26 protein-coding genes and 1 pseudogene are annotated in these 23,726 nt (G+C 33.8%); 6 read left to right on the plus strand and 21 right to left on the minus strand.

Annotated elements, in window-relative coordinates:
* Nucleotides 1–132: 132 nt before the first annotated feature.
* The 9 genes from K332_RS0107310 to K332_RS0107355 form a co-directional block, all read right to left on the minus strand.
* On the minus strand, nucleotides 133–585 hold the full coding sequence (locus K332_RS0107310; protein ID WP_026906853.1) for a YrvL family regulatory protein: 453 nt from the start codon (nucleotides 583–585) through the stop codon (nucleotides 133–135).
* Between the two features lie 71 nt (nucleotides 586–656).
* Complete coding sequence (locus tag K332_RS0107315) at nucleotides 657–1,703, minus strand: DUF1835 domain-containing protein (RefSeq protein ID WP_026906854.1); 1,047 nt, start codon at nucleotides 1,701–1,703, stop codon at nucleotides 657–659.
* A 340-nt stretch (nucleotides 1,704–2,043) separates the two neighbouring features.
* A complete protein-coding gene (locus tag K332_RS0107320) occupies nucleotides 2,044–2,859 on the minus strand; it encodes a lipid II flippase Amj family protein (protein ID WP_026906855.1) in 816 nt (271 codons plus the stop codon).
* A 193-nt stretch (nucleotides 2,860–3,052) separates the two neighbouring features.
* On the minus strand, nucleotides 3,053–3,517 hold the full coding sequence (locus K332_RS0107325; RefSeq protein ID WP_026906856.1) for a GNAT family N-acetyltransferase: 465 nt from the start codon (nucleotides 3,515–3,517) through the stop codon (nucleotides 3,053–3,055).
* A gap of 93 nt (nucleotides 3,518–3,610) precedes the next feature.
* Nucleotides 3,611–4,177: a histidine phosphatase family protein gene (locus K332_RS0107330; protein ID WP_026906857.1), complete on the minus strand. Its 567-nt coding sequence runs from the start codon at nucleotides 4,175–4,177 to the stop codon at nucleotides 3,611–3,613.
* A 2-nt stretch (nucleotides 4,178–4,179) separates the two neighbouring features.
* Nucleotides 4,180–5,079 (minus strand): serine hydrolase domain-containing protein, encoded by a 900-nt coding sequence (locus K332_RS0107335; RefSeq protein WP_026906858.1) that lies wholly within the window; start codon nucleotides 5,077–5,079, stop codon nucleotides 4,180–4,182.
* Between the two features lie 849 nt (nucleotides 5,080–5,928).
* Nucleotides 5,929–6,099: a hypothetical protein gene (locus K332_RS23915; protein ID WP_156914162.1), complete on the minus strand. Its 171-nt coding sequence runs from the start codon at nucleotides 6,097–6,099 to the stop codon at nucleotides 5,929–5,931.
* Nucleotides 6,100–6,192: 93 nt separating this feature from the next.
* Nucleotides 6,193–6,729, minus strand: a complete 537-nt coding sequence (locus K332_RS0107350; RefSeq protein WP_026906860.1) for a GNAT family N-acetyltransferase — start codon at nucleotides 6,727–6,729, stop codon at nucleotides 6,193–6,195.
* 170 nt (nucleotides 6,730–6,899) lie between these two features.
* Nucleotides 6,900–7,370 (minus strand): DUF1648 domain-containing protein, encoded by a 471-nt coding sequence (locus K332_RS0107355; protein WP_026906861.1) that lies wholly within the window; start codon nucleotides 7,368–7,370, stop codon nucleotides 6,900–6,902.
* A gap of 98 nt (nucleotides 7,371–7,468) precedes the next feature.
* On the opposite strand from K332_RS0107355, the pseudogene K332_RS22125 reads away from it, so the two are divergent.
* Nucleotides 7,469–7,903 (plus strand): annotated as a pseudogene (locus K332_RS22125) (LysR family transcriptional regulator substrate-binding protein); the annotation flags it as partial.
* A 122-nt stretch (nucleotides 7,904–8,025) separates the two neighbouring features.
* Here the strand turns inward: K332_RS22125 and K332_RS0107370 are convergent.
* The 8 genes from K332_RS0107370 to K332_RS0107400 form a co-directional block, all read right to left on the minus strand.
* The gene (locus tag K332_RS0107370) at nucleotides 8,026–8,562 is read right to left on the minus strand and encodes an AAA family ATPase (protein ID WP_026906864.1); all 537 of its coding nucleotides are present in this window, start codon (nucleotides 8,560–8,562) and stop codon (nucleotides 8,026–8,028) included.
* Nucleotides 8,563–8,985: 423 nt separating this feature from the next.
* Nucleotides 8,986–9,159, minus strand: a complete 174-nt coding sequence (locus tag K332_RS23920; protein ID WP_156914163.1) for a hypothetical protein — start codon at nucleotides 9,157–9,159, stop codon at nucleotides 8,986–8,988.
* 202 nt (nucleotides 9,160–9,361) lie between these two features.
* Nucleotides 9,362–9,607 carry a hypothetical protein gene (locus tag K332_RS24280; protein ID WP_245604643.1) on the minus strand — a complete coding sequence of 82 codons (246 nt, stop codon included), beginning with the start codon at nucleotides 9,605–9,607 and terminating at the stop codon, nucleotides 9,362–9,364.
* 175 nt (nucleotides 9,608–9,782) lie between these two features.
* Complete coding sequence (locus K332_RS0107385; RefSeq protein ID WP_051359382.1) at nucleotides 9,783–10,094, minus strand: YfzA family protein; 312 nt, start codon at nucleotides 10,092–10,094, stop codon at nucleotides 9,783–9,785.
* A 102-nt stretch (nucleotides 10,095–10,196) separates the two neighbouring features.
* Entirely contained in the window at nucleotides 10,197–10,364 is a 168-nt protein-coding gene (locus K332_RS24405) for a hypothetical protein (RefSeq protein WP_245604644.1), read from the minus strand.
* Nucleotides 10,365–10,448: 84 nt separating this feature from the next.
* The gene (locus tag K332_RS24410) at nucleotides 10,449–10,616 is read right to left on the minus strand and encodes a hypothetical protein (protein WP_245604645.1); all 168 of its coding nucleotides are present in this window, start codon (nucleotides 10,614–10,616) and stop codon (nucleotides 10,449–10,451) included.
* 154 nt (nucleotides 10,617–10,770) lie between these two features.
* Nucleotides 10,771–11,487 carry a class I SAM-dependent methyltransferase gene (locus K332_RS0107395; RefSeq protein WP_026906867.1) on the minus strand — a complete coding sequence of 239 codons (717 nt, stop codon included), beginning with the start codon at nucleotides 11,485–11,487 and terminating at the stop codon, nucleotides 10,771–10,773.
* A gap of 317 nt (nucleotides 11,488–11,804) precedes the next feature.
* The gene (locus tag K332_RS0107400) at nucleotides 11,805–12,815 is read right to left on the minus strand and encodes an alpha/beta fold hydrolase (protein ID WP_026906868.1); all 1,011 of its coding nucleotides are present in this window, start codon (nucleotides 12,813–12,815) and stop codon (nucleotides 11,805–11,807) included.
* Nucleotides 12,816–12,958: 143 nt separating this feature from the next.
* Between K332_RS0107400 and K332_RS0107405 the strand changes: the two genes are divergently transcribed.
* The 5 genes from K332_RS0107405 (at nucleotide 12,959) to K332_RS0107425 (ending at nucleotide 18,361) form a co-directional block, all read left to right on the plus strand.
* Entirely contained in the window at nucleotides 12,959–13,861 is a 903-nt protein-coding gene (locus tag K332_RS0107405; protein WP_026906869.1) for a LysR family transcriptional regulator, read from the plus strand.
* 105 nt (nucleotides 13,862–13,966) lie between these two features.
* On the plus strand, nucleotides 13,967–14,659 hold the full coding sequence (locus K332_RS0107410; protein ID WP_026906870.1) for a response regulator transcription factor: 693 nt from the start codon (nucleotides 13,967–13,969) through the stop codon (nucleotides 14,657–14,659).
* Complete coding sequence (locus K332_RS0107415) at nucleotides 14,656–15,648, plus strand: sensor histidine kinase (protein WP_026906871.1); 993 nt, start codon at nucleotides 14,656–14,658, stop codon at nucleotides 15,646–15,648. The genes K332_RS0107410 and K332_RS0107415 overlap by 4 nt, the downstream gene beginning before the upstream one ends.
* Before the next feature lie 117 nt (nucleotides 15,649–15,765).
* Complete coding sequence (locus K332_RS0107420; protein ID WP_026906872.1) at nucleotides 15,766–16,527, plus strand: ABC transporter ATP-binding protein; 762 nt, start codon at nucleotides 15,766–15,768, stop codon at nucleotides 16,525–16,527.
* Nucleotides 16,517–18,361, plus strand: coding sequence for an FtsX-like permease family protein (locus K332_RS0107425; RefSeq protein WP_026906873.1), 1,845 nt, complete (start codon nucleotides 16,517–16,519; stop codon nucleotides 18,359–18,361). The genes K332_RS0107420 and K332_RS0107425 overlap by 11 nt, the downstream gene beginning before the upstream one ends.
* Nucleotides 18,362–18,874: 513 nt before the next feature.
* Here the strand turns inward: K332_RS0107425 and K332_RS0107430 are convergent.
* From K332_RS0107430 to mmsA, 4 genes are all read right to left on the minus strand, one after another.
* Nucleotides 18,875–19,879 (minus strand): Gfo/Idh/MocA family protein, encoded by a 1,005-nt coding sequence (locus tag K332_RS0107430; RefSeq protein ID WP_026906874.1) that lies wholly within the window; start codon nucleotides 19,877–19,879, stop codon nucleotides 18,875–18,877.
* Nucleotides 19,880–19,897: 18 nt separating this feature from the next.
* Entirely contained in the window at nucleotides 19,898–20,881 is a 984-nt protein-coding gene (locus K332_RS0107435) for an aldo/keto reductase (RefSeq protein WP_026906875.1), read from the minus strand.
* 70 nt (nucleotides 20,882–20,951) lie between these two features.
* On the minus strand, nucleotides 20,952–22,109 hold the full coding sequence (mmsB, locus tag K332_RS0107440) for a multiple monosaccharide ABC transporter permease (RefSeq protein WP_026906876.1): 1,158 nt from the start codon (nucleotides 22,107–22,109) through the stop codon (nucleotides 20,952–20,954).
* Nucleotides 22,110–22,113: 4 nt separating this feature from the next.
* Nucleotides 22,114–23,649 carry a multiple monosaccharide ABC transporter ATP-binding protein gene (mmsA, locus tag K332_RS0107445; protein ID WP_026906877.1) on the minus strand — a complete coding sequence of 512 codons (1,536 nt, stop codon included), beginning with the start codon at nucleotides 23,647–23,649 and terminating at the stop codon, nucleotides 22,114–22,116.
* Nucleotides 23,650–23,726 lie beyond the last annotated feature (77 nt).

Raw genomic sequence — 23,726 nt, forward strand, 5'->3', positions numbered from 1 at the left:
ACGATTAAACGGCCTTAGCCCTAATGAATACAGAGCTAAAGCCGCTTAAGTCCTTTTTTATTATTTCCACTGTCTACTTGACAGGGGGCAGTTCATCTCGGACCACCTTTTTTAAGAATTGCACCGTTTGTTTTAAGATTCATTCTTTTTCTTATCTTCAAATGCCATTTCTAATAAAGTAATTAAAATTGCAATTATAATCCCTGTTTCCCAAGATAATGTGATACTACTCATAAATTCATCAACTATAAAAAGGCATAACCAGTTGGTTAGACTTTGTAAACTAGATTGGATAAACAAAGCTTCAAATTTCCCGGTTATTTTTTCTGTTAGTAATTCAGAAATTGGCTTAGAAAACAATTCAACAATGGAACCCAAAATAAAAAAACTAACAACAAAAATAATCAATGACCAAAACGATGTATATTGAACACCAAGTAATTCAAAAATACCTATCATCCCAAACAGGTAAATCCCTATAATAAATCCTAATATCAAAACTATGAAAATTGTTATTCCTACAATTGTTCCTAGCTTTTGTTTCATATTCATATCACGAAATGAATCATGATTATCTTCAGGCATTTAAATACAACCCTCCTTAACCCAAACAGAAACAATCACTATGATTATAGCAAAGCACCATAGTGATCGTGTTATTCGTTTTTGAGTTTCACACTATAAAACCTCATTGCTTTTGGAACACCTTCTATCTCAAAAACACCATTTATGATTAGATGTCTTACTCTATATTCAACATACGAGTCACCTATGTACTGATCTAAATAGCCAATAACTTCACCGATAAGACGTGCTGATTTCATAAATTCATTATTTTTTCTCACTTTATGTAGATTTTTAGCTTTATTGATTATATAGTTATCATAATAGGCTTCATCTACACTCTTTATTTCATTATTTTCCCATACCCTTAAAACCTCTTGTGTAGAAGATAACTCTTGCCATTCCTCCTCCAACTTTTTACGTTGTTCTTTACTTATTGGTGGAACCTTTTTACCCTTCTCATAAATTAACCTTAATTTTTCAGAGACAATTTCTCCAGTGTGTAAAGGGTAGCAATCAGTATCTGAAATATCGAATTGACTTTTATATTGCTTAATTGTATTCATTAAGAAAATATCTAAATTTTTATCTTTTAATAAATACAGAACATATCTTAAAGCTGTTTGTTCGTGAGAGTTTTCTCCAACCCAAATTATTATTGTTGTATTTTTAGGAATAGCATGTATCATCGAGGTTGTATTATTAAAATTATGTTGATATTCATCCAAATAATCATCATCAAAGATTAGATGATTTTTTATCCATTCATACCTTTGGTTAAGCCCCAGCTTATCATGCAATTGCCAAACTGGACCAATAGAAAACATATCCGAAAATGAGATAACCTTCTCTATGTCTTGCAATTCCATTTCTTTTAATGCTCCTTTTAAACTACCCGATGCTGAATCACCAAAAAGAATATGTACAACCTTATAGCTTTTATTATTTTCTACAGCTGTTTGGTTTCTTTTATAATTCAGAAAATCATGATATGTTTTTTTCAAGTCAGTCACAAATTGCCCCTCAGTATATCGGTCAGTTTCTTCAAGCATATTGAGTCGCAAAAGAATTTGAAATAAGAGTGATTTCACTTCATCGTCAGTTGAATCTTTTAGGATTCTCTTTAAATCATCAATCAATTTATTGCCCCCTTACCAGATAATATTACTGCAACAATCTAGCACATCTTATTAATCTCTTATACCTCGCTAGGTCAAGTAAGTTTTTCTCAATCCTCTTTTAATTATACCATTCTTGAAATTACGTAACTCATTATTCTGAAAACACATTTAAAAAGGGTCCCTACACTTCTAATGATGACTAATTTAATCTCCATGTAATATGTTATTTTCAGTTAGATATTTAGCTTTGAATGCGATTCTGATTGCTAATCATCATTTACACTTATCAGCAAAGTTACTTTTTAGAAATCATTAGAGGTAACCACCTAAAATTTAAGCACGAAACAATTTCTCTTAACTACACTAAAAACTGGGTAAACCAAGCAATATACTTTGCACCTGGAATAAATAATAGTTGTGCTAAAAGTGTTCCTAATAATCTTGATGTCACCATCATAATAGATGCACTTTTTAAACTGACATAGTTTCCTTTTTGGTTAATTACATCATCTGCAAGGATTGAAATTTTTGGATCAATAAAGACAATTAATAAGATTGTAGCTATCCCATTAATTAAACCTGAAGCCATAATCGCTGTCGCTTCTCTTTCAGGTACAAGTAACGATGCATATAATGCAGATAAAACTCCTATAGTATAAATTGCTGTGATCAACATATTTATACAAAATAATTTAATTGGTATATCTCGCCAGCTCATATCTTTTAAATAACGATACCTAGGTAAATGTATATGTTTTTTAGCACGTTTAATATAATGTATAGTAAACCCTTTCTTTAATAAGGATGGTATAGACCCTCGTTCCTCTGCTAAATAAAGGATTGCCCTCGAAAAAATAGCAATAAATGTTGGCAACAAAAGAATACCGATAATAGTTCCTACTGTAGCAGATCCAATAAGAATTCGGTATTGACTAGCAACTAATTCTAAAGCATTTTCCTTTGGTGCATTATCTATTAAACTTCCTGTAATAGGCTGTTGCATCATATTCGCTAATCTTGAAACCATTACCATCACATTAAATAGAGATAGAGCAGAAGCTAATAGTTTCACCCTTGCACCTGATAAACGTACTGAATATGCTAAGGTTTCGATTGAATGAATGATCAAGGTAAATAATGCAATAATTATTAATTGAGCTGTGAAATAATCCATAGTTATGCCTACTTTAAATTTATTTTTTAAAAGACTTCCTTATCTCAGTGCCTAATTTTCATCCAGAATAACTTTCTTTCTAAATACTAACATAATATTCCAAATGTAAAATTAGAATTTTAACCAAGAGGGGCAAGGTGCCCCTATTGGAACACCTTGTTTAACTATAGCACCCTCCACTTTAGCAGATTTATCAACATTTATATTCCATCTTTAGAAACTCAAATGTGCTACCATTTGTATCTTGCAAAAATGTCTCTACATCTTTAAATCCAACTTTTCTATATAATTTTATAGCCCTTTGATTAAAAGTTGCCACTGATAATGTGATCTTCTCAGGTTTAAATTCTGTTTGAATAAAGTTAATACCTGCTATTAAAAATTCTAATCCTCTACCTTTTCCAGTTAAATCTGGTCTCATTCCTAAACCAATATCAAAAGTTCCTTCCTCAAATTCACTAAAACTAAAAAAACCAACCATTTCATTTTCTTTAGTTACAGCAAATGTCGAATTCCCTCGTTCTTCTGGATTTAAAAATTCGTCTAAATCCTCTATATCAGCTTCCATATCATAAAAAGAATATTCACCATCATAATGCCAATTAAATACAATTTCTTTTGCTTGTTCTTGTGTTAAAACACTAAAATTATAAGCCATATAAATCTCCCTAATAAATCTTTCTTACTTCACATTCCTGCCCCGTTAGTGCGTCTATCCTTATTGAAGTAATACACCCACTAGTTGAAGATGTTATTCCCATACTTTTTGTACTGATAGGAGGTTTTCCCCTGAGAATACCAATTTATAAATGTCTGGTTTAGAAGTGTTCTTCCAAAACTCATATCCAAATTCCTTTTTGAAATAATTCATAATAATGGTCATAACATTTCCGTGTGTTCCTATTATAATAGTCTTTGCTTGATAATTATTTAAAAGATCTTTAATTACAGGGATAGCTCGATTCTGTACATCTCTAATTGACTCTCCACCTGATAAGTAAAAATCAATATCTTCATAAGAAGACTTAATTGCTTGCAGTATCTCTTCTTCAGGCAATTTATAAGCACCTTTTAACTGCCTTTCCCTTAATTCTTCATACACCCTTATTTCTATATCTTTAGTATTGGCAATTCCTTCAATAGTTTGGAGTGATCTCATATAAGGGCTTGAAACAATCAAATCAATTTTCTTAGTATTCATTATAGCAGTCACTTTTTTTGCATCTATTTCACCTTGTTGGGATAGTCTTCTCTTCCGCTCTTGACCAAAAACAAATGGTGATTTTGCGTGTCTTATCATATAAATAGCGGTATCCACTATTAACTTCCCCCTACCTCCAAATTATTTATTTTTAAGGTTATAATATCAAGAATCTTATTTGAGAAAGTTTCACTCTCTACAAGATTAAATGTTTTTTTATCAGCTGTTACTATAATTGAAATCCTTTCCTTGGGATATATAAGGATTTGCTGCCCTCCTGAACCTAAAGCTCGATAAAATGCTTTCCCATTATAAGTTTTTATCCACCATCCAAATCCATAATCACCGTAACTAAAATTTGTTGGTATGCCATTTGAAGTAGATATTTTCAACCAATCATTTGAAATAATTTCATTTTTATTTTCAAAACCATTATTGATAAGCATTTGAGACAGCTTTATTAAACTATCAAACGAAATCCTTAAGCCTGTACTCCCTACTGTTACACCCTGTGGGTCACTTTCCCACTCAAAATCAATTATTCCGAGCGGTGAAAATAACTTATTCTGAGCAAAACTGGACATCGTTAAACCCGTTGACTTACTAATAATTGCAGACAAAAGGTGATAATCAACGGCTTTATACCTAAAATCCCCTTTTTCTAATACAGGAAGTCTTAATATATCCTTCACCCAATTATTACTTTTTAGAATAAGTCCATATAAATCTTTGTCATCTATATCAAATCCCGAACTCATTGTAAGCAATTCTCTAATTACAATATGATTGGGAGCATTGGGTAAATAATAATTTATAGGGGTTTCAAGAGACTTTATATATCCTTCTTTTAAAGCAATCCCGATCAAAAGTGAAACGATGCTTTTTGTCATTGAACGAATGTTTATTAAGTCAGAAACATTCGTTTGTTGAGAATTAATTACTTCTTTGTTTGAAATAGAGACATATAAATTATGGATTGATTTATTTTGTTCATATGACCTAAGAATATATTTACTCATGCGCCTCTTCCCCCTAAACCATATTATTTTTACACTCTAATGCCCTATGTATTACTTCTCCTTGCCGAATGATTGTCCGCATTATTGAAGTAATGACTAGTTAAATGAAATTAACCTTTTTGTGAGTTCAGACATAGTAAATACAATTTAATGTTCTAGTTTAAATATAATCCTATCTAATTCTACTCCTTGAAACCAATACATAGATATTCTATGTATAATACTATAATAATTTAATTTTAAATTCAATACAGTTCAGAAAATTGTATATTTACTTGGAATAAATTAATACATACCAAACTATTCCAAATATAAAACTAGATATTAAACACAAAAGAAGGTGATCACATTAGAATCACCTTCTTTAAGAATTGCACTAGTTACTCCCATAAGCAACTTCCTCTAGTTTATTGGAAGAATACCCTTAGTAATTTTTTGTAATACTTTATTTAAAATGCTTATACATAAATAAAGTGCTATACAAACGACTATAAGGAAAATTACATACTTAAAGAATATATTTGAAAAATAACCCGCAACCCAATTTCCACCGTAGTATATAAAAATAAAGGCTATAAAGACTGTAATAAGATAGGATATCACTACACCAAAAATCTGGTATTTTGTCAGTTCCTTTAAAATACTTCTATTTTTCAAGATAGCACGAATCAGTATTAAAATGGACAAAGTCGTTATTAAAATATCTATCATGTTCAGATGATCCCTCCTATACCACACAAACATAATATAAACACCTATATCTTATTCCATAATCCTGCCACTTTCATACAATAGGAGCCGCCATATCGACAACTCCTTGTTCCACTCTTGCACCCTATAGAATAAGAATTATTTATCATGTTTAATAAAGCATCCAACTATTGAGACTATTAAACCTAAAATTGAAATTCCAAATCCTATTATTGTTCCACTTGTATACCCAAGACCCGTTGAACTATATACTGATATAAATGCAATACCAAAGAGTATAATTGCTATTCCCAAAAGAATAATTCTCATATATTATCACCTCATCACTTTTCAACAATTAAGCCCAACAAATGGTACAGCTTTTATTTTGCTAACGCACCATTGGCTTAACAATGAAGATATTTAGTAAGGTAATTCATTTAATTTTATCGGAGTAATTTCATTGTTTTCCCAATCACTTCTAATAAATGCATAGCAAATTGAGTCTGAAATACTACCATCCATATTCTCCCAAGCATTTCGTAAATATCCTTCTTTAACAAACCCACATTTACTAAATGTTTTTCTCATCGCTATGTTGTCGCTCCGAGTATATGCTTCTATCCTAATCTTTTTATCAGGTAAACAAAATATATAATCTATAATCCAATTAACAGCTTTCGTTCCAACACCTTTTCCTCTAACACTGTTGTCTAAACGAATATCAAACGAAGGGATAGAGTCGCTTATATCGTGTATAATAATTAATCCAATTTTTCTATTGTCTTTTTCTATCCAAAAAGTTTCCCTATCCTCTTGATACCAACCCTTATGGTATGCTTTTCTAACTTGCTCGACTGAAGGTTTTGGGTCTGGGTGAAAATCCCAAGTATTATTCGTCATTAAAGAGACCAAATAATTTAACTCATTTTCTAATTTTATTATATTAATTTCTCTCATTATTCTCTCCCCTAAATTCTATCTTTTAACTTCGATATGCAGAGGTATAAGTTTTCCTCTTCTTCAACTCTTCTCCCTTTAGTACAATAAGTTCTACAAAAAAGCGCTAATCCTTCTTGAATTGACGCACCCATAGGTTCAATAATATATTGAATTAATTTAGATAATATTTAATCTTTCAATGTTGATGCCCAAATTAAAAGATAAATGGGTGCAATAAAACAAATAGCAAAAAGCGTGATTGAGATTATTAAAGGTAGACTAGAATCGATTCCGACTGAATACCTTAGCAATGCTTCATTAGCTAGTATAAAGGATATAAAACTAAGATTTTGAATCAGTATCATTACTTTTTCAGTTCTTGAAAACTGTATTTCTTTATTTGCCTCAGTTAAATTGATATAGTTTAATTTTTCTGGCTTTCTAACTAATAAACCAATAAGGAACCAAATGAAAATCCCCAAAATAGGCATTATATACAGGATGTATTTCGGACCCCAGTTATCTGGAGTGTCGTTAGTAAAGTGTATTGCAATACGCTCGGGAACATCTGCCCAAAGGTAGAATAACTTATAAATATGGTAGCTAAGGATAGAAATTGAGATTATAACAAGAATTGTTTTAAAATGTTTCTTTTTCATTTTATCACCTTTCAGTTAAAACTTTATTGCACAATCCTGCTCCTTTACTTTAATACGTTTGGCACGTATTAAGGTTCCAATATTTAGTACATTATTCAATAAAGCGAATCTGTAATGAGTATGAAATGTTAATGGTACATGTTGAGAGTTTAAACGATATGCAATCAAGGATTATTCGGATTGGAACATTTTCGAGTGTGGCAACGCATTGGCTACCAAATATTATTAGCCAATTTAAGAAGGATTTTCCCAAAATTGATTTTGAATTGCTTTTAGGGGATTATACGGAAATTGAAAAGTGGATTAGTGAAGGCCGTGTTGACTTTGGATTTTTGCGACTGCCAACAATAACATGATTGGAAACAATTCCATTAGAGAAAGAGCGTTTATTGGTAGTAATACCACACGACCATCCTCTTGCTGATTGCGATCAGTTTCCTATCGACGAATTAGTAAACAGTCCATTTATGCTTTTGGAAAAAGGAGCAAAGGCAGAAATATCCGAGATTTTTAAGAGACATGAAATTACACCCACACTTTTGCGCTCGAGTTTAGTTGAACCAGAGATGCTATCCCCTAACTGCTAGTATATTAGTTCAGAAGGGGATAAATCCTCTTACAGAAATGTATCCGTTCGTTGATTAAGAAGGTTTTATCAATTAACGGTAAACCTGTCTTCGTTCAAAGCGATATTTACAAGTTCCTCTAACTCAGCATCATTATTATCAAGCATAAGCTCATCTGGAAAATAATTTGAATTAAAATCTTTAACAATTTGTCTAATTCTTTCTTCTCCTACATACGCAACTCCACTTCGTAGCCTATCCCTATTAATTAGGGTATTTATATCACTATTAATGACTATTATCTTAATGTTAATATCTAAATGTTTTATTCTATCTATAACAGAAAATATCTGCTCTTTAGAAAAAACATAATCAGTAACTACATTCATATTACTGTTTGTAAAGTTTTCAACTAGAGAAACTATATTGTCCCATAAGACATTCAGAAAAAAATTATCGTGATCATCACAAGGATGTACCCATCCTTTCTTAACCAAATTGTACAACCAATCCCCCTCTATATGTACACACAATCCGTCCATACTTTTACATATCTTATTAGCCAATGTACTCTTTCCAGCCCCAGGGGGACCACTTATCAAATAGACTGTTCTTTTTGAATTCAAAAAATCACGTCCTTTGAAATGAATTTTATAGATGTTTATCCCATTTCCCCTAAACTATCTAACTTTAATATATTCAATAAAAGCGTGCTATAATGTTGTATCGTAATGAATTACGATATATTAATCTTCTAATTCCATTTCTTCTACCTCTATACGTAACACTTCGGCTTCTATTTCTTCTTTTCTAAAAATGCTCATTTTTATCATTCCATTATATTGGCATGAGCAGCAATATGACAAAGATAGCAATAATTAACATAGTGAATGACGAATCATAATCTGGAGCGAAAGTAGCTGTCAATGCCGACAATAACGGTAGCAGATATCCCCAAACCATAGCTTTAAATGGACTTCACACTAACTACAACCCTATCTTTATTCATTTAGGCCCTTTAGCTTCAGCACTCTTGTAAGAGTATAAGATTATAAACCAAAATCGTTTACCAACTCAGCAGTTAAATGTTTCTTTAACGTATTTGCCACTTGAATCGGGTTGGTAATAGGTAGAAAATGATGTCCGTTTGGAATTAGTGTTACTGATAAATTCATTTGCGTTTTCTTAAATGCTTCTACTTTTTCTTTACTAAAATCATCCATACTTTGCTCTGCTACAAGCAGTAAGAAGGGCTTATCAACCTTTTTCTTTAAACAAAAGTCTGTTCTCGATATCTCTTTCGAAAGACTATTTAATGCTACTTCTATACTATGGTGTTTATAAACAAAAATATTACTGTAAATTCGACCAAAAGAAAAAGGCGAACTTGAACTATCACCTTATTTCAATTTCACCCCCGATAGCTTAATAAGTAGGTGAGTATATTCTATCTGTATCCGTATCAATAACAAAATCGACTATTAAGTCACAATCAAAAGGTATTTTTTCAAAGTTGTAAAGTCTGCAAAACAGATTAGGAAGGTCATTTATCTGATTGGTTAACTCTTTTACTAGTAGATACTTTTGTCTTAACTGTTGTTTCGTACACTTTTTACCTATAAGTAGAACTTGATGGAAATAACCGTCCATTTCAATAATCACTATTATCACGACTGGTTGCTAATCAGTCATATAGCTTTAATTTAAATCACCTTATTTTACCATAATTTCTTCTTCCACTAACTCACAGAGTTAGCGCGACATTCTGTATGTTTATTTTAAAAATAAAGACCATCCGTATGACGATCACTTGTAACATTAACGCACCAATTAATGTTACAAGTGATTAGGCACTATTTTTCTTTTTGTTCCACAGTATAATCCTCAAAAATCCATCTATAATTAATATCAATCCCCATATAACAGTTATTAGATTAAACTGCGGTTTGTTGTATACGTGAAACCATTCCCAAATGGGACTTAATTTAGATATAGCCCACTCTCCAACATCGTTAAGGTTGAATATATTTTTCCAACCAGTTACATCATCAAATACGAAGAATAAAACTTGTACAATTACAAAAGTCAAAAGGTGTATGTACCAACCGTATGATTTCAATGCTGTCTGAGTACGACTTTTGTTTTCATTTATAGACATACAATTTCCCCCCAAGTGTGAAATAAGTTTTGGAAAACGTCTCTTCAAGAAAAATGTCCCAATAGTTTAATAGGTGTATCTTCCCTTCTTGGTAATGCCCAGTTAGCTGAATTGTATTTTTTCAACATTTCCATTAGGAACTCCCGTTTCTATGTAACTTCTTATCAATTTCCAATCATCGTTTTCTTGCTTTTTAAACGTTTGAAAAAATAAGCTAACATTCTCTAACTTCTTTCCACCAATAATTAATGTAGCAGACAAGATAGCCATAGCTTCATCTTCTCGTAAAGGAACTATTGAAACTTCATTTAAATCCCATTTACATTCTTTTTCTTTTGCGAAAGTAAAGCCTTGTTACCAACCAGTTATCGACTCTTCATAACCAAAGTCTACTATTTCGCCATCTGAAATCTCTCTTGCTTTATAATCCTTGGAAATTATATTTTTCAAGTCTATTAATGATGAATTTCTCCAAACATCTAAATACGAATCAAGAAAATTGCGAAATGAATTATTTCCCATAATAAGAAAGTCCTCCTAATATTCTACCTCTCCATCAATTCCCCCGTACCCAATAGTACAGTGATTAGCCGCTATTTTTCGCTTTGTGCCACAGTATACTGAAAGTCCTAAAAATCCATTAAAGTTTAATGAAATTATCAAATACCTATTTTTATTATTTTATGCTATGAAAAATAAAGGATTTAGTATCTTCAGTTGCCTTCCTATATTTCCAATCACCATACACTTGGATTTGCGAAAATCCTACTTGTTGCAATGAGTTATGTATTTCTTCTTTTGTTCGAAATTTTAATTGGATTTTTTCACGAATTAGCATTTCATCTGTATTTGCATTTTTCACCGTTTCATAAAACGTAAAAATATCTCCTACAAACCCATCGTATTCTGTCCAAATTTCAAGCGGCTCACCAGTCTCCTGATGTATTGCAACATCAGGTGTCCTATCTTTTTCCCACTGTTCCCACACTCTTGCTAATGGGTTACGTGTATCAAAAATAAAATGTCCTCCTGGTTTTAATGCTCGAAATGCGTCCGAAATAACTTGTTGCCAACTCTGATCTGTAAGAAATACTTGTGCAACATTTGCTGTCATTATAACAGTATCAAAAGCATCTGTTTGCAAATTTGAACTATCACCAACAATCCAAGTCACCTCGCCTGGATACTCTTTATTTTTCGCATATTCGATTGCTTCTTTATTCGGGTCAACGGCCGTAATACGATAACCCAATTTCGCAAATTGAGAGGTTAACCTTCCTGTTCCACAGCCCAAATCAGCTATTTTTTTTACATTTGCTTTTTTTAATAATGATAAAAAGAATTCATCGTCTTTTCCCCAATGATTAATTTGATCATATACTAAAGGAATCATTTATTTGCCTACTCTCTATTTTACTTATATCTCTATTTCAGCAATCTATCAATCTTTTTCTGATTGTTTCGAACAGAATCTTCCACTAAACTAAATTGCCCCGATAACTAAATAACTTCTACATAAATACTAACATAATATTCCAAATATAAAACTAGAATTAAAACACAAAAGAAGGTGATCACATTAGAATCACCTTCTTTAAGTATTGCATCCTATAGTTTAGATACATTTTCTACATAATTGTCTTTAATTTTAGTATACGTTTTTAATAATAGTGGACGCCAAAGATATAAAGCTAAATTTTATCTACCCGTTTATACTAGTGCCAACAAACGTTTCAGATTGTCATCAATAATTTTATTATCGGTAATGTTGATTCCGCGACCTGCAAAATGGCCCCAAATCGAATCGATAGGATTATAAACAGCATTAGGCATAAGATTTGCCTCGTATTCGTTTTCATCCGCAGTACAGAAGAGATCTGTACTTCCAGGCATAATGGTAGCAAACGCATTAATACTTCTAAGAGCCTCATCGAAATCCCCGTTATAGGCGTGGTTTGCACTAATATCTGCAAATTGGCCAGTCCATAACATAGATAGGAAATTGTGCGGATCCATTTTAATAAAGCTATTTTCAAAGACTCCAGACACAAAATCTTCCAATGAATCAAATCCCATTTCTCGATAGAGTTTCTCTCTATAATAGGCTTGTGATAATCCCCATCCTGCATAAACTCGGCCAACAGCGCGCATGTTTTCAGTAGTTAATTGGTTTAGTTTACTCGAATCAAAGCCAATGGAAGCCATGAGAGCAGCTTTCATTCCATCCAAGACCACATACGTTTGCGGCCAGGTCTTTGCACCCCCGCAGAAAGGTGCAATTCTTTCCACCATGTCGGGATAACTTGCCCCCCATTGGAAAGATTGAATTCCTCCCATTGACCATCCAACCACGAGTGCAATTTTTTGAATGCCAAATTTTTCAGTCACCAGCCGATATTGAAATTTCACATTATCATAGATGGTTACCTGCGGAAAATTTGCCTTGTCAAATGGAGCAGGTGTGTTACTAGGTGAGGAAGATAATCCGTTTCCCAGTAAATTGGGAATGATAATAAAATATTCTCTCGGATCTAGTGCCCTGCCATTTCCTATCAGCCATTCATTCTGAATATGTTGGTCACCAAAAGCAGTTGGATAGATGATAACATTGTCTTTCTTATCATTTAATTTTCCATAAGTCTTATATGCAAGAAAAGCGTTCGGTAAAGTCATTCCTGATTGCAGGGTTACGTCACCTAAGTTATAAATCTCATAATCCATTGTTTTGTCACTCCTTTCAAAATGAAACACATACATTAGAATGCATTTCTTGTTATTAAGTATAAAGCTGTGATACTCTCAAGAAAAGTGAACATAATTCACAATAGTATTCAATAATATTGAAAGCAAAAGGGTGAAGCATAATGGAATTACGCCAACTGATTACGTTCCGCACGGTTGCATCAACTTTAAATTTCAGTCGGGCTGCGGAAGTGCTGAACTACGTCCCCTCCAACGTCACAATGCAAATAAAGTCATTAGAGGACGAGCTTGGTGTTCGTCTCTTTGACCGCCTGAGCAAGCAACTTGTTCTCACAACTGCGGGTAAACGTTTTTTAACTCATATTCAAGTGGTTCTAGACAAATTAGACGAAGCTAGTAGTGTCGTTCACGACAATAAAAGTCTAAGCGGTACTTTAACGATAAGTGCCAATGAGGTTCTCTGCGCTTACCGGCTCCCAGCTGTCTTTCGACTATTTCGTTCGCTCCATCCAGGAGTGCGTATCATCTTCCGTTCAGTTCCAAATCAGCATCTGAAGCAAACGCTCTTTGAAGGAACTGCAGATGTGGTCTTTATGCTAGACGAACCAATACTTTCAACAGGGCTTACAGTGGAACCGTTACTAGAAGAAACTTTCCGCTTTTTCGTCGCTCCAAACCATCCTCTCGCGAAACTTACTGTACTACAGCTTGAAGACTTTCACGGGGAAGTGTTCCTGGTCAATGAAAAGGGTTGTACCTATCGAACCATGTTTGATCGGTCATTTGAGAAAAAGGGCATTGATGATATTACTTATTTAGAGTTTCAAAATGCCGAAGCTATTAAACAATGTGCCATGACTGAAATCGGTATTGCCTTTCTTCCAGAAGTAACAGTAGAGGCCGAAGTTGAACGGGGTGAGCTAGTTGCTCTTCCATGGCAAATTCCGGATTTACACGTATATACACATATGGCATGGCATAAAGACAAGTGGCTTTCACCAATCATATTATCTTTCATAAAAGCAGCAAAGGAAGTTATAGCTATAGAGGAACATTCCTGTTAGAAGGATTTTCGGGGCTGAAAGAACTTTCTCTATACTATTTTAAAAAAGTGAATCAAATGTAGAAGATAGACGAGTAAATTCGTCACCGGTATACAGGAGGATGAAATGTATAAACTATTAATCGTTGAAGATGAAATGAATATTGCGAACACATTAAAGAATCATTTTGAAAAATATAATTATGATTGCCATATTGTGGAGGATTTTGAAAGGGTCCTTGATACTTTCCAGGAATTCCAACCACACCTAGTCATCATGGATATTAATCTTCCTGCCTTTGATGGCTATTATTGGTCTCGAAAAATTAGGCAAGTATCAAATTGTCCCATTACGATACTTTCTGCCCGGATGAGTGAATTAGATCAAGTGTATGGTATTGAAAATGGAGCAGATGATTTCATAACAAAACCTTTTTTAATGGATGTCGTTCTAGCAAAAGTAAATGGTCAAATTCGTCGAGTATATGGGGAATATGCGCAGGATTTGAATAATCGAACGTTGAAAAAAGGAAATACAACTTTAAATTTGGATACTTTTCGATTATTTACACATGAACAAGAGACGACATTGACTATAAAGGAACTACAGTTAAGCTCCGTACTTTTTGAAGCATTACCGAATGTTGTGACGAGGCAGCAGCTGCTGGCAGCCATTTGGGATGATGAGACCTTCGTTGAAGAAAATACACTAACAGTCAATATTGTTCGATTACGTAAAAAGTTAGAAGCTATTCAATCATCATTGGAAATAACAACTATTCGTGGGATTGGCTATCAATTAACGGAGAAAAGCTTATGAAACTTTTTATTCGTGATCATATAAGCTTTATTACTCTCTACATTATAACGATGATTTGTTTACCAATTATTATTCATCGATTAGACGACTTTAACAATCACTATGCATACTTTATCTTTTTAGCAATAATTTTATTAGCCATTCTTCTTTTATTTCGATTTCTCAGACGCAAAAAAATGTATACACATTTGAATGGAAAGGGATTAGGGACAACTGATTTTTTGATTCACTATCCGTTAGCTCCAGTTGAAAAGGCATATGCAGATCAAATGCGGTTCATTCAGTCTCTTTTTCTTTCAAAAGAGGATGAACACAAAGATTTCTTCCATGAACAGCAACTAATGATTTCCCAAACTGTTCACCAAATGAAAACACCACTTTCCGTCATTCAATTACTCATACAAACGAATCAATTAAAAGAACCTAATTTACTCTTGGAATGGCAAAAGATAAAAAAAGAATGCGATAAAGTGAATTTCTCTTTAAATCAACTATTAACGTATAGCCGATCATCCCAATTATTAGCTGATTTAAAGATTGAACAGATATCGTTAAAGAGTATCGTCCAAGAAGTGGCCAAAGATTTAAAAGATTACTTTATTGAGATGGAAATATACCCTAAAAGTACAATCGATGAAAATATCTTCATTTATTCTGATCGGAAATGGATTAAAGTTGTTATCTACCAGCTATTAAGTAATGCTGTCAAATATGGTGAAAAGAACTCCTACATTCTCATTCATTATGAAGATGGTCAGTTATGGATCAGGAACAAAGGCGAAACAATACCAGAAAGTGAAATTAACCGTGTATTTGAATTGTTTTACACTGGAACAAAGGGACGCATCCAAGGTGAAGCAACTGGTATCGGACTATACTTAGTCAAGAAAATACTTTCTACGCTGCATCATCCATATAGGTTATCCTCTGCTAATAATGAAACTACTTTTATGATTGATTTTTCCAGAAGTATAACGGCTGCCAATTAAGGTAGCCGTTTTAAAATATGACAAATTTGTCATATTGCCGTCATGTTCAAAGATTTTATGGCGAGAACGGTTTGTATATACTAAACGTAACAAAGAACACCAAGGAGTGAAACCGTAATGACAGATACAATTTTAAATGTAAATCAACTACAAAAAGAATATTCGGGAGAAATCACATATAAGGCACTAAAAGGCATCGATTTTAAATTAAAGGAGAAAGAATTTGTTGCGGTGATGGGCCCTTCTGGCAGTGGAAAAACGACTTTCCTTAACTGCATTTCCACCATCGATCGCCCGTCTAATGGTTCCATAATAATTAATTCCCATGATCCGTATAACTTAAATGATGATGAATTAGCAAAGTTTAGGCGTACAGAATTAGGATTTGTATTTCAAGATTTTAACCTGGTCCACACATTAACAGTGGAGGAGAATATATTACTTCCATTAACACTTGATTCTATATCTGAGAAAGAAATGAAAAGGCGTTTAGAGGAAACCGTGGACTTTTTAGGGATTAAGGAATTATTAAAAAAGCGAACGTTTGAAATTTCTGGTGGACAGAAGCAACGTGTAGCGATTGCAAGAGCTGTTATTCATAAACCGACATTACTATTAGCAGATGAACCGACTGGAAATTTGGATTCCAAATCTGTGAATAGTGTTATGACGTTATTTGAATCGATAAATAAAACCTTTAATACAGCCATTTTAATGGTAACACATGATGCCTACGTTGCTAGTTTTGCTCAGCGTGTCATCTTTATACAAGACGGTATTCTTTATAATGAGATACATCGAGGCAAAAACAAACAGCAATTTTATCAAGAAATTATGGACACACTCACATTTTTAGGTGGAGGTCAGCATGAATTTTAATCACATTGTTATTCAAAATATTTTACGGGATAAGGCGACATATATTTCTTATTTTCTAAGCAGCGTATTTTCCATAGTGATTTTTTTCCTGTTTTCAACTATCGCTATTCATCCAATGTTGGCGAAATTAGATCCAACAAGTACATTAGGAGTAACAATGGTGCTTGCTAGCTTCTTTATTTATATCTTTTCTTTTGTCTTTATCATCTATTCGTTGTTCGCTTTTTTGAAAAAGAAATCAAAAACGCTAGGCACCTTTATGATGATGGGTGCTTCTATGAAGCAAATCCGCAAAATGGTTTTCAGAGAAAATATGATCATTGCTGGTGTTGCAATTCTCACAGCTATTGTATGTGGGCTGATTATCGCACCATTATTTTTAATGGCTGCCAAAAAGATATTACGTGCGGAAATCTTTGGCATGTATATTCCAATTCAAGCCATCCTAATAACATTTGTTTTATTTTCTCTTCTATTCTTGATTGTAACTAAATTAATGACTCGTATGATAAAAAAGGAAGAAATTGCTCAACTATTAAAAGCAGATATTACACAGGAAAAGCTGATTAAACCAGCGCCATTTAAACTCATAGCATCCATCATCGTGAGTGTATTCCTCCTCTTTTCTATGATAAAGGAAATGAATTGGGTAGAATCTTTTGGAATTATCTCTTACGTTGCGCTATTTATTATTCTGTTATTAGCCATTTATTTTACAGTCACACAAGGATTGTTATTAGCCGTTCGAGTATGGCAAAAACAGCCTTCTTATTTTAGAAAAACCAATATGCTTTTTGTCTCAAACTTAAAGGCAAAAGAGCGTTCACATGCGCATATCATTTATTTATTAACAATCTTACTATTAGGCGTCTTTGTATGTACAAGCGTACTATACAGCTCTTACTACAATGTGGAGGAAAAAACAGAAAGTTTATATCCGTATAGTTTTCAATATACTTCATACCCCGGCAACGAATTACAAGCTCAGAAAGATATAGCGTTTATTGAAGAGACCTTAGACAAAACAGGTCATTATGAAGCATACTATTCATCCTTCAAATCTGATGATAAACGTAGGATTGGTTTTATGTCCGTTACGAATTTCAATCAACTAGGCCAACATACGCCTATAACTTTAATCGATAATGAGTATTTTGTTGCAGCTGGTCATGAAGGTGTTCTACCTAACAAAGAATCCATTCATGATTACCCACTTGGAAACCTTGAATATACGGGTATGGAAAAAAGTAATATTTTAACATCCGGGTTACAAAATGTATATTATATTGTTCCTGATAAAGTATATGAAACGATTGGGTATCCAGATTATAAAATATTTGCTTATGAATTGGATGATTGGACAAACAAGGTTCATGTGGCTCAAACTATTTCAACAAAAATCACTATAGAACCCGATATACGCTTAATAGCATCAAAAATTGAATTATATGAAGCAGAGAAGTTCGTAAAAAGTATTATGTTCTTCATTGGTTTTATGCTTAGTTTGATTTTTATGAGTGCAGCAATGAGTATTCTTTATTTTTACATTCAAACATCGCTTGAACAAGAAAGAGAAAAGTTTTCAGGCATTAGGAAAGTTGGTTTTTCCATTAAAGAATTAACATCTATAGTGACAAAAGAGCTGGCAACCTTAATTTTTATTCCTTTTGCTGTTGCAACTTTGATTTTATTTGCAACATTGCTCGGTATGCATAACCATATCTCATTGGCATTTTATCAACTAACAGCAATTGGCTTAAGCTTATTTTTACTGCTGTTTATTATAAGCTTTTTCTTTATTCGAAGAGGTTATTTAAATAAACTTTTGAATTAACGCTATCCGGTTTTGACCAGCAAGTAAGTATAATGATTGTCTGACAGGAATTATTTTAAGTAGAGTAATTCTCTGTCAGTCCGTAAATTATTTATCTCTAATTGGGGCCCTTCAGGAAATGCACTCTATTGGCGGGCCCCTCTTTTTAAGAAGTTATGGTTTAAAACTATATCTTTAATAAACGAGACAGAAACGATCAAATTTTTTTAATTTTTTCAAGACCTAAATCGTAAAAACTCATAAAATTTTAGAGAACCATCGAACTTCAATTAAACTACCTTAATAGTTTAAGTACGTTTTTTTACAATCTATTTTAAATTTACCATTCTTAAAATTATACAACTCACTATTCTGAAAAAACAAAAAGAGTCCCGCCACCTCTAATGACGAAACTCTTACTAATTTAGTCTCCATATAATATGTTATTTCCAATACGATTCTAATTGCTAATTGTCATTTTATACTTCACAACAGAACCCTTTAATTATCTCACTAACTGGGATTTTCTTATGATTAATTCAGTAGTACTTGCTGTCCGGTACGAATCGATTGATAACAAGCATCCATAACACGCATCGCACGGATGGATTCATCCATCTTATTCCTCATCCTGTCTGAAGCACCACTTAATATAGCATCAGAAAGATATTCCACTTCGTTCCGGTATTGGTCGCCATTCCATGTTTCTACTCTACTGACTCCCGCAATATTTACGATTACTAACCCATCACCACCATGTAAATCTGGTCGGTAGGCTCTTGGAACCACAATACTTCCCTTTGTTCCAATTACTTCATACTCATGCCGCATCGCATAATTAAAACTTGCATCAAACGTTGCCCGTATACCATCAGGAAAAGTTACATGCACAACAACATCAGTGTCCACGTTATAATCCGGATCTACTTTTGCATGAACATGCACGGTTTCAGGCTCTGAGCGAAGAATATGACGAATCGAATGTATCGGATAACAGCCAATATCATATAAACTGCCCCCACCTTTTTGAACATCCATTCGAATATTATTACCCTTATTCGTCAACAAAAATGAAAAACCAGCTCTCATGTATTGCACTGTACCAATCTCACCCGAATCAATAATCTGTCTAACCCTTTCATGCTGTGGATGAAATTGGTACATAAACGCCTCCATGAAAATCACATGGTTTTCTTCACACACCTGTTTCATTTCTAACAGTTCATCTGTATGGAGCGCTGCAGGCTTTTCACATAAAATATGCTTTCCCCTTAGAGCCGCTTCCAGTACCCATTTTTTATGTAAATGATTGGGAAGCGGTATGTAAACAGCATCAATGTAGGGATCATCCAATAACTTTTCATAGCTATCGTAAGCATGTTTTATATCATACTTTTCAGCTACTGCCCTTGCTTTATGCATCCCACTCTCACTTGCTATAGCAACAACCTCAGCATTGGTTGATCGCTGAAAAGCTGGAATTAAAGCTTGCTGAGCAATACCCGCCGTACTTAATATCCCAAATTTTACTTTCGTCATGGTTTAAAGCCCCTTTTTTTAGTATCCACCACGAATAGACGCATGTACCTCTTCCTTATAAAACATTACTAATTTTTCCATCTCGTCCTCGGAAAAGCTTTTTACCTCTGTTGCACGTAAATTATCTTCTACTTGCTTTTCATTTTTAAATCCAGGTATAACCGTAGATATTGCTTCATGATCTAGAATCCACCGCAATGCTGCTCGTGTCATATTTTCTCTACCTTCAGCTATCCAGGACACATGCCTACTTAATTCCACACCCTTTTTGAACTCTAGTCCACTAAATGTCTCCCCAACGTTAAAAGCCTCACCATTTCGATTAAAATGACGATGATCATCATTTTCAAACTTAGAATCCGCTTGAAACTTACCCGTTAATAATCCACTAGCAAGGGGAACTCGCGCTATAATTCCTACACCTTTTTCTAAAGCACGAGGGAATAATGTATCGATCGGCTTTTGACGTAACACATTAAAGATAACCTGCAATGTACTCACATTCGGTTGTTCAAGGCAAATTAACCCTTCTTCCACTGTTTCTACACTAACACCGTAATAACGAATTTTCCCCTGTTCTTTTAATCTATCGAGTACGTCAAACACCGCTCCTTGCTGTAGAATTTCCATAGGTGGACAATGGATTTGAAATAAGTCTAGGTACTCTCTATTTAACCGTTTCAAACTATCCTCACAGAATTTCGTTACACTTTCCATGGAATACGTTTCTGGATCATGAATATCCCCAGCACGACAAAACTTTGTCGCTATATGTATTTGTGCTTCTTTCCCTTTTATTGCTTTTGCTAAAAGCTCCTCACTATGACCATTCCCATAAACATCCGCCGTATCAAAAAAGTTAACTCCTCGGTCAATAGCGGTATCAATAGCCCTTAACGACTCTTGGTCATCTTTACTCCCCCACTCTCCACCAATTCCCCATGTTCCAAAACTCAACTCACTTACAAGTAAATTGGTAGTACCTAGCTTACGATATTTCATTCAAACCACTCCTTTTCACATGAAGAAAGAAAGCTAAACACAACTTATGATTAGCTTTCTTTGCAGTATTTTATTTATTTTTATTTAATACATCAAATGCAACTGCGCCAAGTAATACAAGGCCTTTTATCGCCTGTTGCCAATCAATACCAATACCCATTAAGGACATTCCATTATTAAGAACACCCATTACTAAGGCACCAATAACAGCACCAAACACGGTACCTACCCCACCAGTAAAGGAAGCTCCGCCAATTACAGCAGCAGCAATCGCGTCAAGTTCAAATAGATTACCAGCTTGCGGGGTTGCAGCATTTAAACGTCCAGCAAAAATAAGACCGGATAATGCAGCCAAAACACCCATATTAACAAACACCCAGAACTTCATTTTCTTCGTCTTAACACCTGAAAGCTGAGCAGCATTTATATTACCACCCAAAGCATAAATATGGCGTCCTACAACCGTTTTACCCATAAGGAATGTATAGCCAATAACTAATAACGTTAATATAATTAACACATACGGTATTCCTTCATACTGTGCCAACACAAATGTGAACACATTGATGATAAGCGTTATTAGAACGAGTTTTGCGACAAATAACGGTAATGTAGTGGTATTAAAATTATATTTAATATCTGATCTACGGCCCCTTATTTCAAAAAGGATATAGATGACGGATAATAAAACACCAATGACAATTGTGAATAATTGAAGTTCTCCTCCACCAAATATATCAGGCAAGAAGGAGGAACTTAAACTGCGGAAACCATCAGGAAATGGAGCAATGGTCCGACCTTCTAATACGACTAACGTCAACCCTCGGAAAATCAACATCCCAGCAAGGGTTACAATAAATGATGGAATATTAAAATAGGACACCCAAAATCCTTGCCAAGCACCAATCAATGCCCCTAATAATAAACAAAGCAAAATTCCAACAATTACAGGTAAATCCCATGATACTAATAGAACCCCTGCAACAGCACCAACAAATGCGGCAACAGACCCAACGGATAAATCAATTTCTCCCGTTATGATGATCAACATCATACCTATTGCTAACACGATAATATAACTATTTTGCATAATAATATTCGTTACATTTAAAGGTGTTAATAAAATTCCATCCGTTAATATTTGAAATAAAATAACAATACCAACTAAAGCAATTACCATCCCAAATTTTCTTATATTACTACTTATGAGATTCTTCATTCCATCCACAGTTTTACGACCCCCAACTCTGTGTCATATATGTCATTAACGTTTCTTGATTTGCTTCACTCTTGTCTAAGTTAGCTGTGATTCTTCCCTCGCTCAGTGCGTATATCCGGTCACACATACCTAGTAGTTCTGGTAATTCTGATGAAATCATAATGATGCTTTTTCCTTGTTCAGCTAGTTCATTTATTAACTTATATATTTCAAACTTTGCCCCTACATCGATTCCTCGTGTCGGTTCGTCCAAAATTAATACATCCGGATTAGTAAACATCCATTTCCCTAAAACAACTTTCTGTTGATTTCCACCGCTAAGGTTAATCGTCCTTTGATGAATGGTTGGAGCTTTAATATTAATTTTTGTTTTTAATGATTCTGCTTCCACTACTTCCTTACTTGTATCAAGAATATTATTCTTCGCCACTTCCTGTAAATTCGCGAGTGTCAGATTGTTTTTTACACTATCTATTAAAATTAACCCATACTCTTTACGATTCTCAGAAACATAAGCAACACCATTCTTAACGGCATCATTTACATTTTTAAATGTAACTTCTTCTCCGTCCTTGAATAGTTGTCCTGTTATTTTTTTACCATAAGATTTACCAAAAATACTCATGGCAAGTTCTGTTCGTCCTGCGCCCATTAATCCCGCAATACCTACAATCTCACCTTGCTTTACATGGATTTGAATATCATGTAAAATTTGCTTTTCCGTATCTAATGGATGGTGTACAGACCAGTTTTTCACTTCAAAAACTACTCTATCTTGAATATTGTAGTTTCGCTCTGGAAATAGATTGGCTAGCTCCCGACCAACCATGTCCTTAATGATGGTAGCCTCCGTTAACTTATCTCCCTTAACACTATAAGTTTCAATGGTTTGACCGTCACGTAAAACCGTAATACTATCAGAAACCTTTAATAGTTCCTTTAGTTTATGAGATATTAATATAGATGTCATACCTTGTTTCTTAAATTCTAGTAAAAGATTTAATAGATTTTCACTATCCTCTTCATTTAATGCAGAAGTCGGTTCATCTAATATTAATAGCTTAACTTTTTTCGATAGTGCCTTAGCAATTTCCACCAGCTGTTGCTGACCAACGCCTATGTTTTTAATCTTTTCTTCTGGATCAAGTTTAAGACCTACCTTTTCCAGTAATTGTCTTGTCTCAATGATTGTTTTTTTCCAATTAATAATGCCATTTTTTGCTTGCTCATTTCCTAGAAAGATATTCTCTGCAATGGATAGTTCAGGAATTAATGCTAACTCCTGATGAATAATAACAATCCCAAGCTTTTCACTTTCATTAATATCTTTAAACTGGCATTCTGTTTCTTCAAATATAATATCGCCTTCATATGTACCGAACGGGTGAACACCACTTAAGACCTTCATTAGCGTAGATTTACCAGCGCCATTTTCGCCTATAAGTGCATGTATCTCGCCTTGCTCAACCTTAAGGTTTACATTATCTAATGCTTTAACACCTGGAAATGTCTTAGAAATACCTTTCATTTCCAATATTGTTTCAGCCATCTCTTTCACCCCTTTAACCTGAAAATAAGTAAGATGATTTAGCAATTAGAAAGTGCATTGCTAAATCATCTAGAAAT

Origin of the sequence: Paucisalibacillus globulus DSM 18846, assembly GCF_000482485.1 — a bacterium.
Taxonomy (GTDB): Bacteria; Bacillota; Bacilli; order Bacillales; family Amphibacillaceae; genus Ornithinibacillus; species Ornithinibacillus globulus.

What these genes read in the sequence shown, in the direction of transcription:
- K332_RS23920 (WP_156914163.1), bottom strand. Translation starts at nt 9,159, where the DNA reads ATGGATGATTTTAGTAAAGAAAAAGTAGAAGCATTTAAGAAAACGCAA.
- K332_RS0107395 (WP_026906867.1), bottom strand. Translation starts at nt 11,487, where the DNA reads ATGATTCCTTTAGTATATGATCAAATTAATCATTGGGGAAAAGACGAT.
- K332_RS0107350 (WP_026906860.1), bottom strand. Translation starts at nt 6,729, where the DNA reads ATGAGAGAAATTAATATAATAAAATTAGAAAATGAGTTAAATTATTTG.
- K332_RS0107430 (WP_026906874.1), bottom strand. Translation starts at nt 19,879, where the DNA reads ATGACGAAAGTAAAATTTGGGATATTAAGTACGGCGGGTATTGCTCAG.
- K332_RS0107325 (WP_026906856.1), bottom strand. Translation starts at nt 3,517, where the DNA reads ATGGCTTATAATTTTAGTGTTTTAACACAAGAACAAGCAAAAGAAATT.
- K332_RS0107405 (WP_026906869.1), top strand. Translation starts at nt 12,959, where the DNA reads ATGGAATTACGCCAACTGATTACGTTCCGCACGGTTGCATCAACTTTA.
- K332_RS0107385 (WP_051359382.1), bottom strand. Translation starts at nt 10,094, where the DNA reads ATGTCTATAAATGAAAACAAAAGTCGTACTCAGACAGCATTGAAATCA.
- mmsA (WP_026906877.1), bottom strand. Translation starts at nt 23,649, where the DNA reads ATGGCTGAAACAATATTGGAAATGAAAGGTATTTCTAAGACATTTCCA.
- K332_RS0107320 (WP_026906855.1), bottom strand. Translation starts at nt 2,859, where the DNA reads ATGGATTATTTCACAGCTCAATTAATAATTATTGCATTATTTACCTTG.
- K332_RS0107425 (WP_026906873.1), top strand. Translation starts at nt 16,517, where the DNA reads ATGAATTTTAATCACATTGTTATTCAAAATATTTTACGGGATAAGGCG.
- K332_RS0107420 (WP_026906872.1), top strand. Translation starts at nt 15,766, where the DNA reads ATGACAGATACAATTTTAAATGTAAATCAACTACAAAAAGAATATTCG.
- K332_RS0107415 (WP_026906871.1), top strand. Translation starts at nt 14,656, where the DNA reads ATGAAACTTTTTATTCGTGATCATATAAGCTTTATTACTCTCTACATT.
- K332_RS23915 (WP_156914162.1), bottom strand. Translation starts at nt 6,099, where the DNA reads ATGAGAATTATTCTTTTGGGAATAGCAATTATACTCTTTGGTATTGCA.
- K332_RS0107435 (WP_026906875.1), bottom strand. Translation starts at nt 20,881, where the DNA reads ATGAAATATCGTAAGCTAGGTACTACCAATTTACTTGTAAGTGAGTTG.
- K332_RS24410 (WP_245604645.1), bottom strand. Translation starts at nt 10,616, where the DNA reads ATGGGAAATAATTCATTTCGCAATTTTCTTGATTCGTATTTAGATGTT.
- K332_RS0107410 (WP_026906870.1), top strand. Translation starts at nt 13,967, where the DNA reads ATGTATAAACTATTAATCGTTGAAGATGAAATGAATATTGCGAACACA.
- K332_RS0107310 (WP_026906853.1), bottom strand. Translation starts at nt 585, where the DNA reads ATGCCTGAAGATAATCATGATTCATTTCGTGATATGAATATGAAACAA.
- K332_RS0107355 (WP_026906861.1), bottom strand. Translation starts at nt 7,370, where the DNA reads ATGAAAAAGAAACATTTTAAAACAATTCTTGTTATAATCTCAATTTCT.
- K332_RS0107335 (WP_026906858.1), bottom strand. Translation starts at nt 5,079, where the DNA reads ATGAGTAAATATATTCTTAGGTCATATGAACAAAATAAATCAATCCAT.
- K332_RS24405 (WP_245604644.1), bottom strand. Translation starts at nt 10,364, where the DNA reads ATGGCTATCTTGTCTGCTACATTAATTATTGGTGGAAAGAAGTTAGAG.
- K332_RS0107400 (WP_026906868.1), bottom strand. Translation starts at nt 12,815, where the DNA reads ATGGATTATGAGATTTATAACTTAGGTGACGTAACCCTGCAATCAGGA.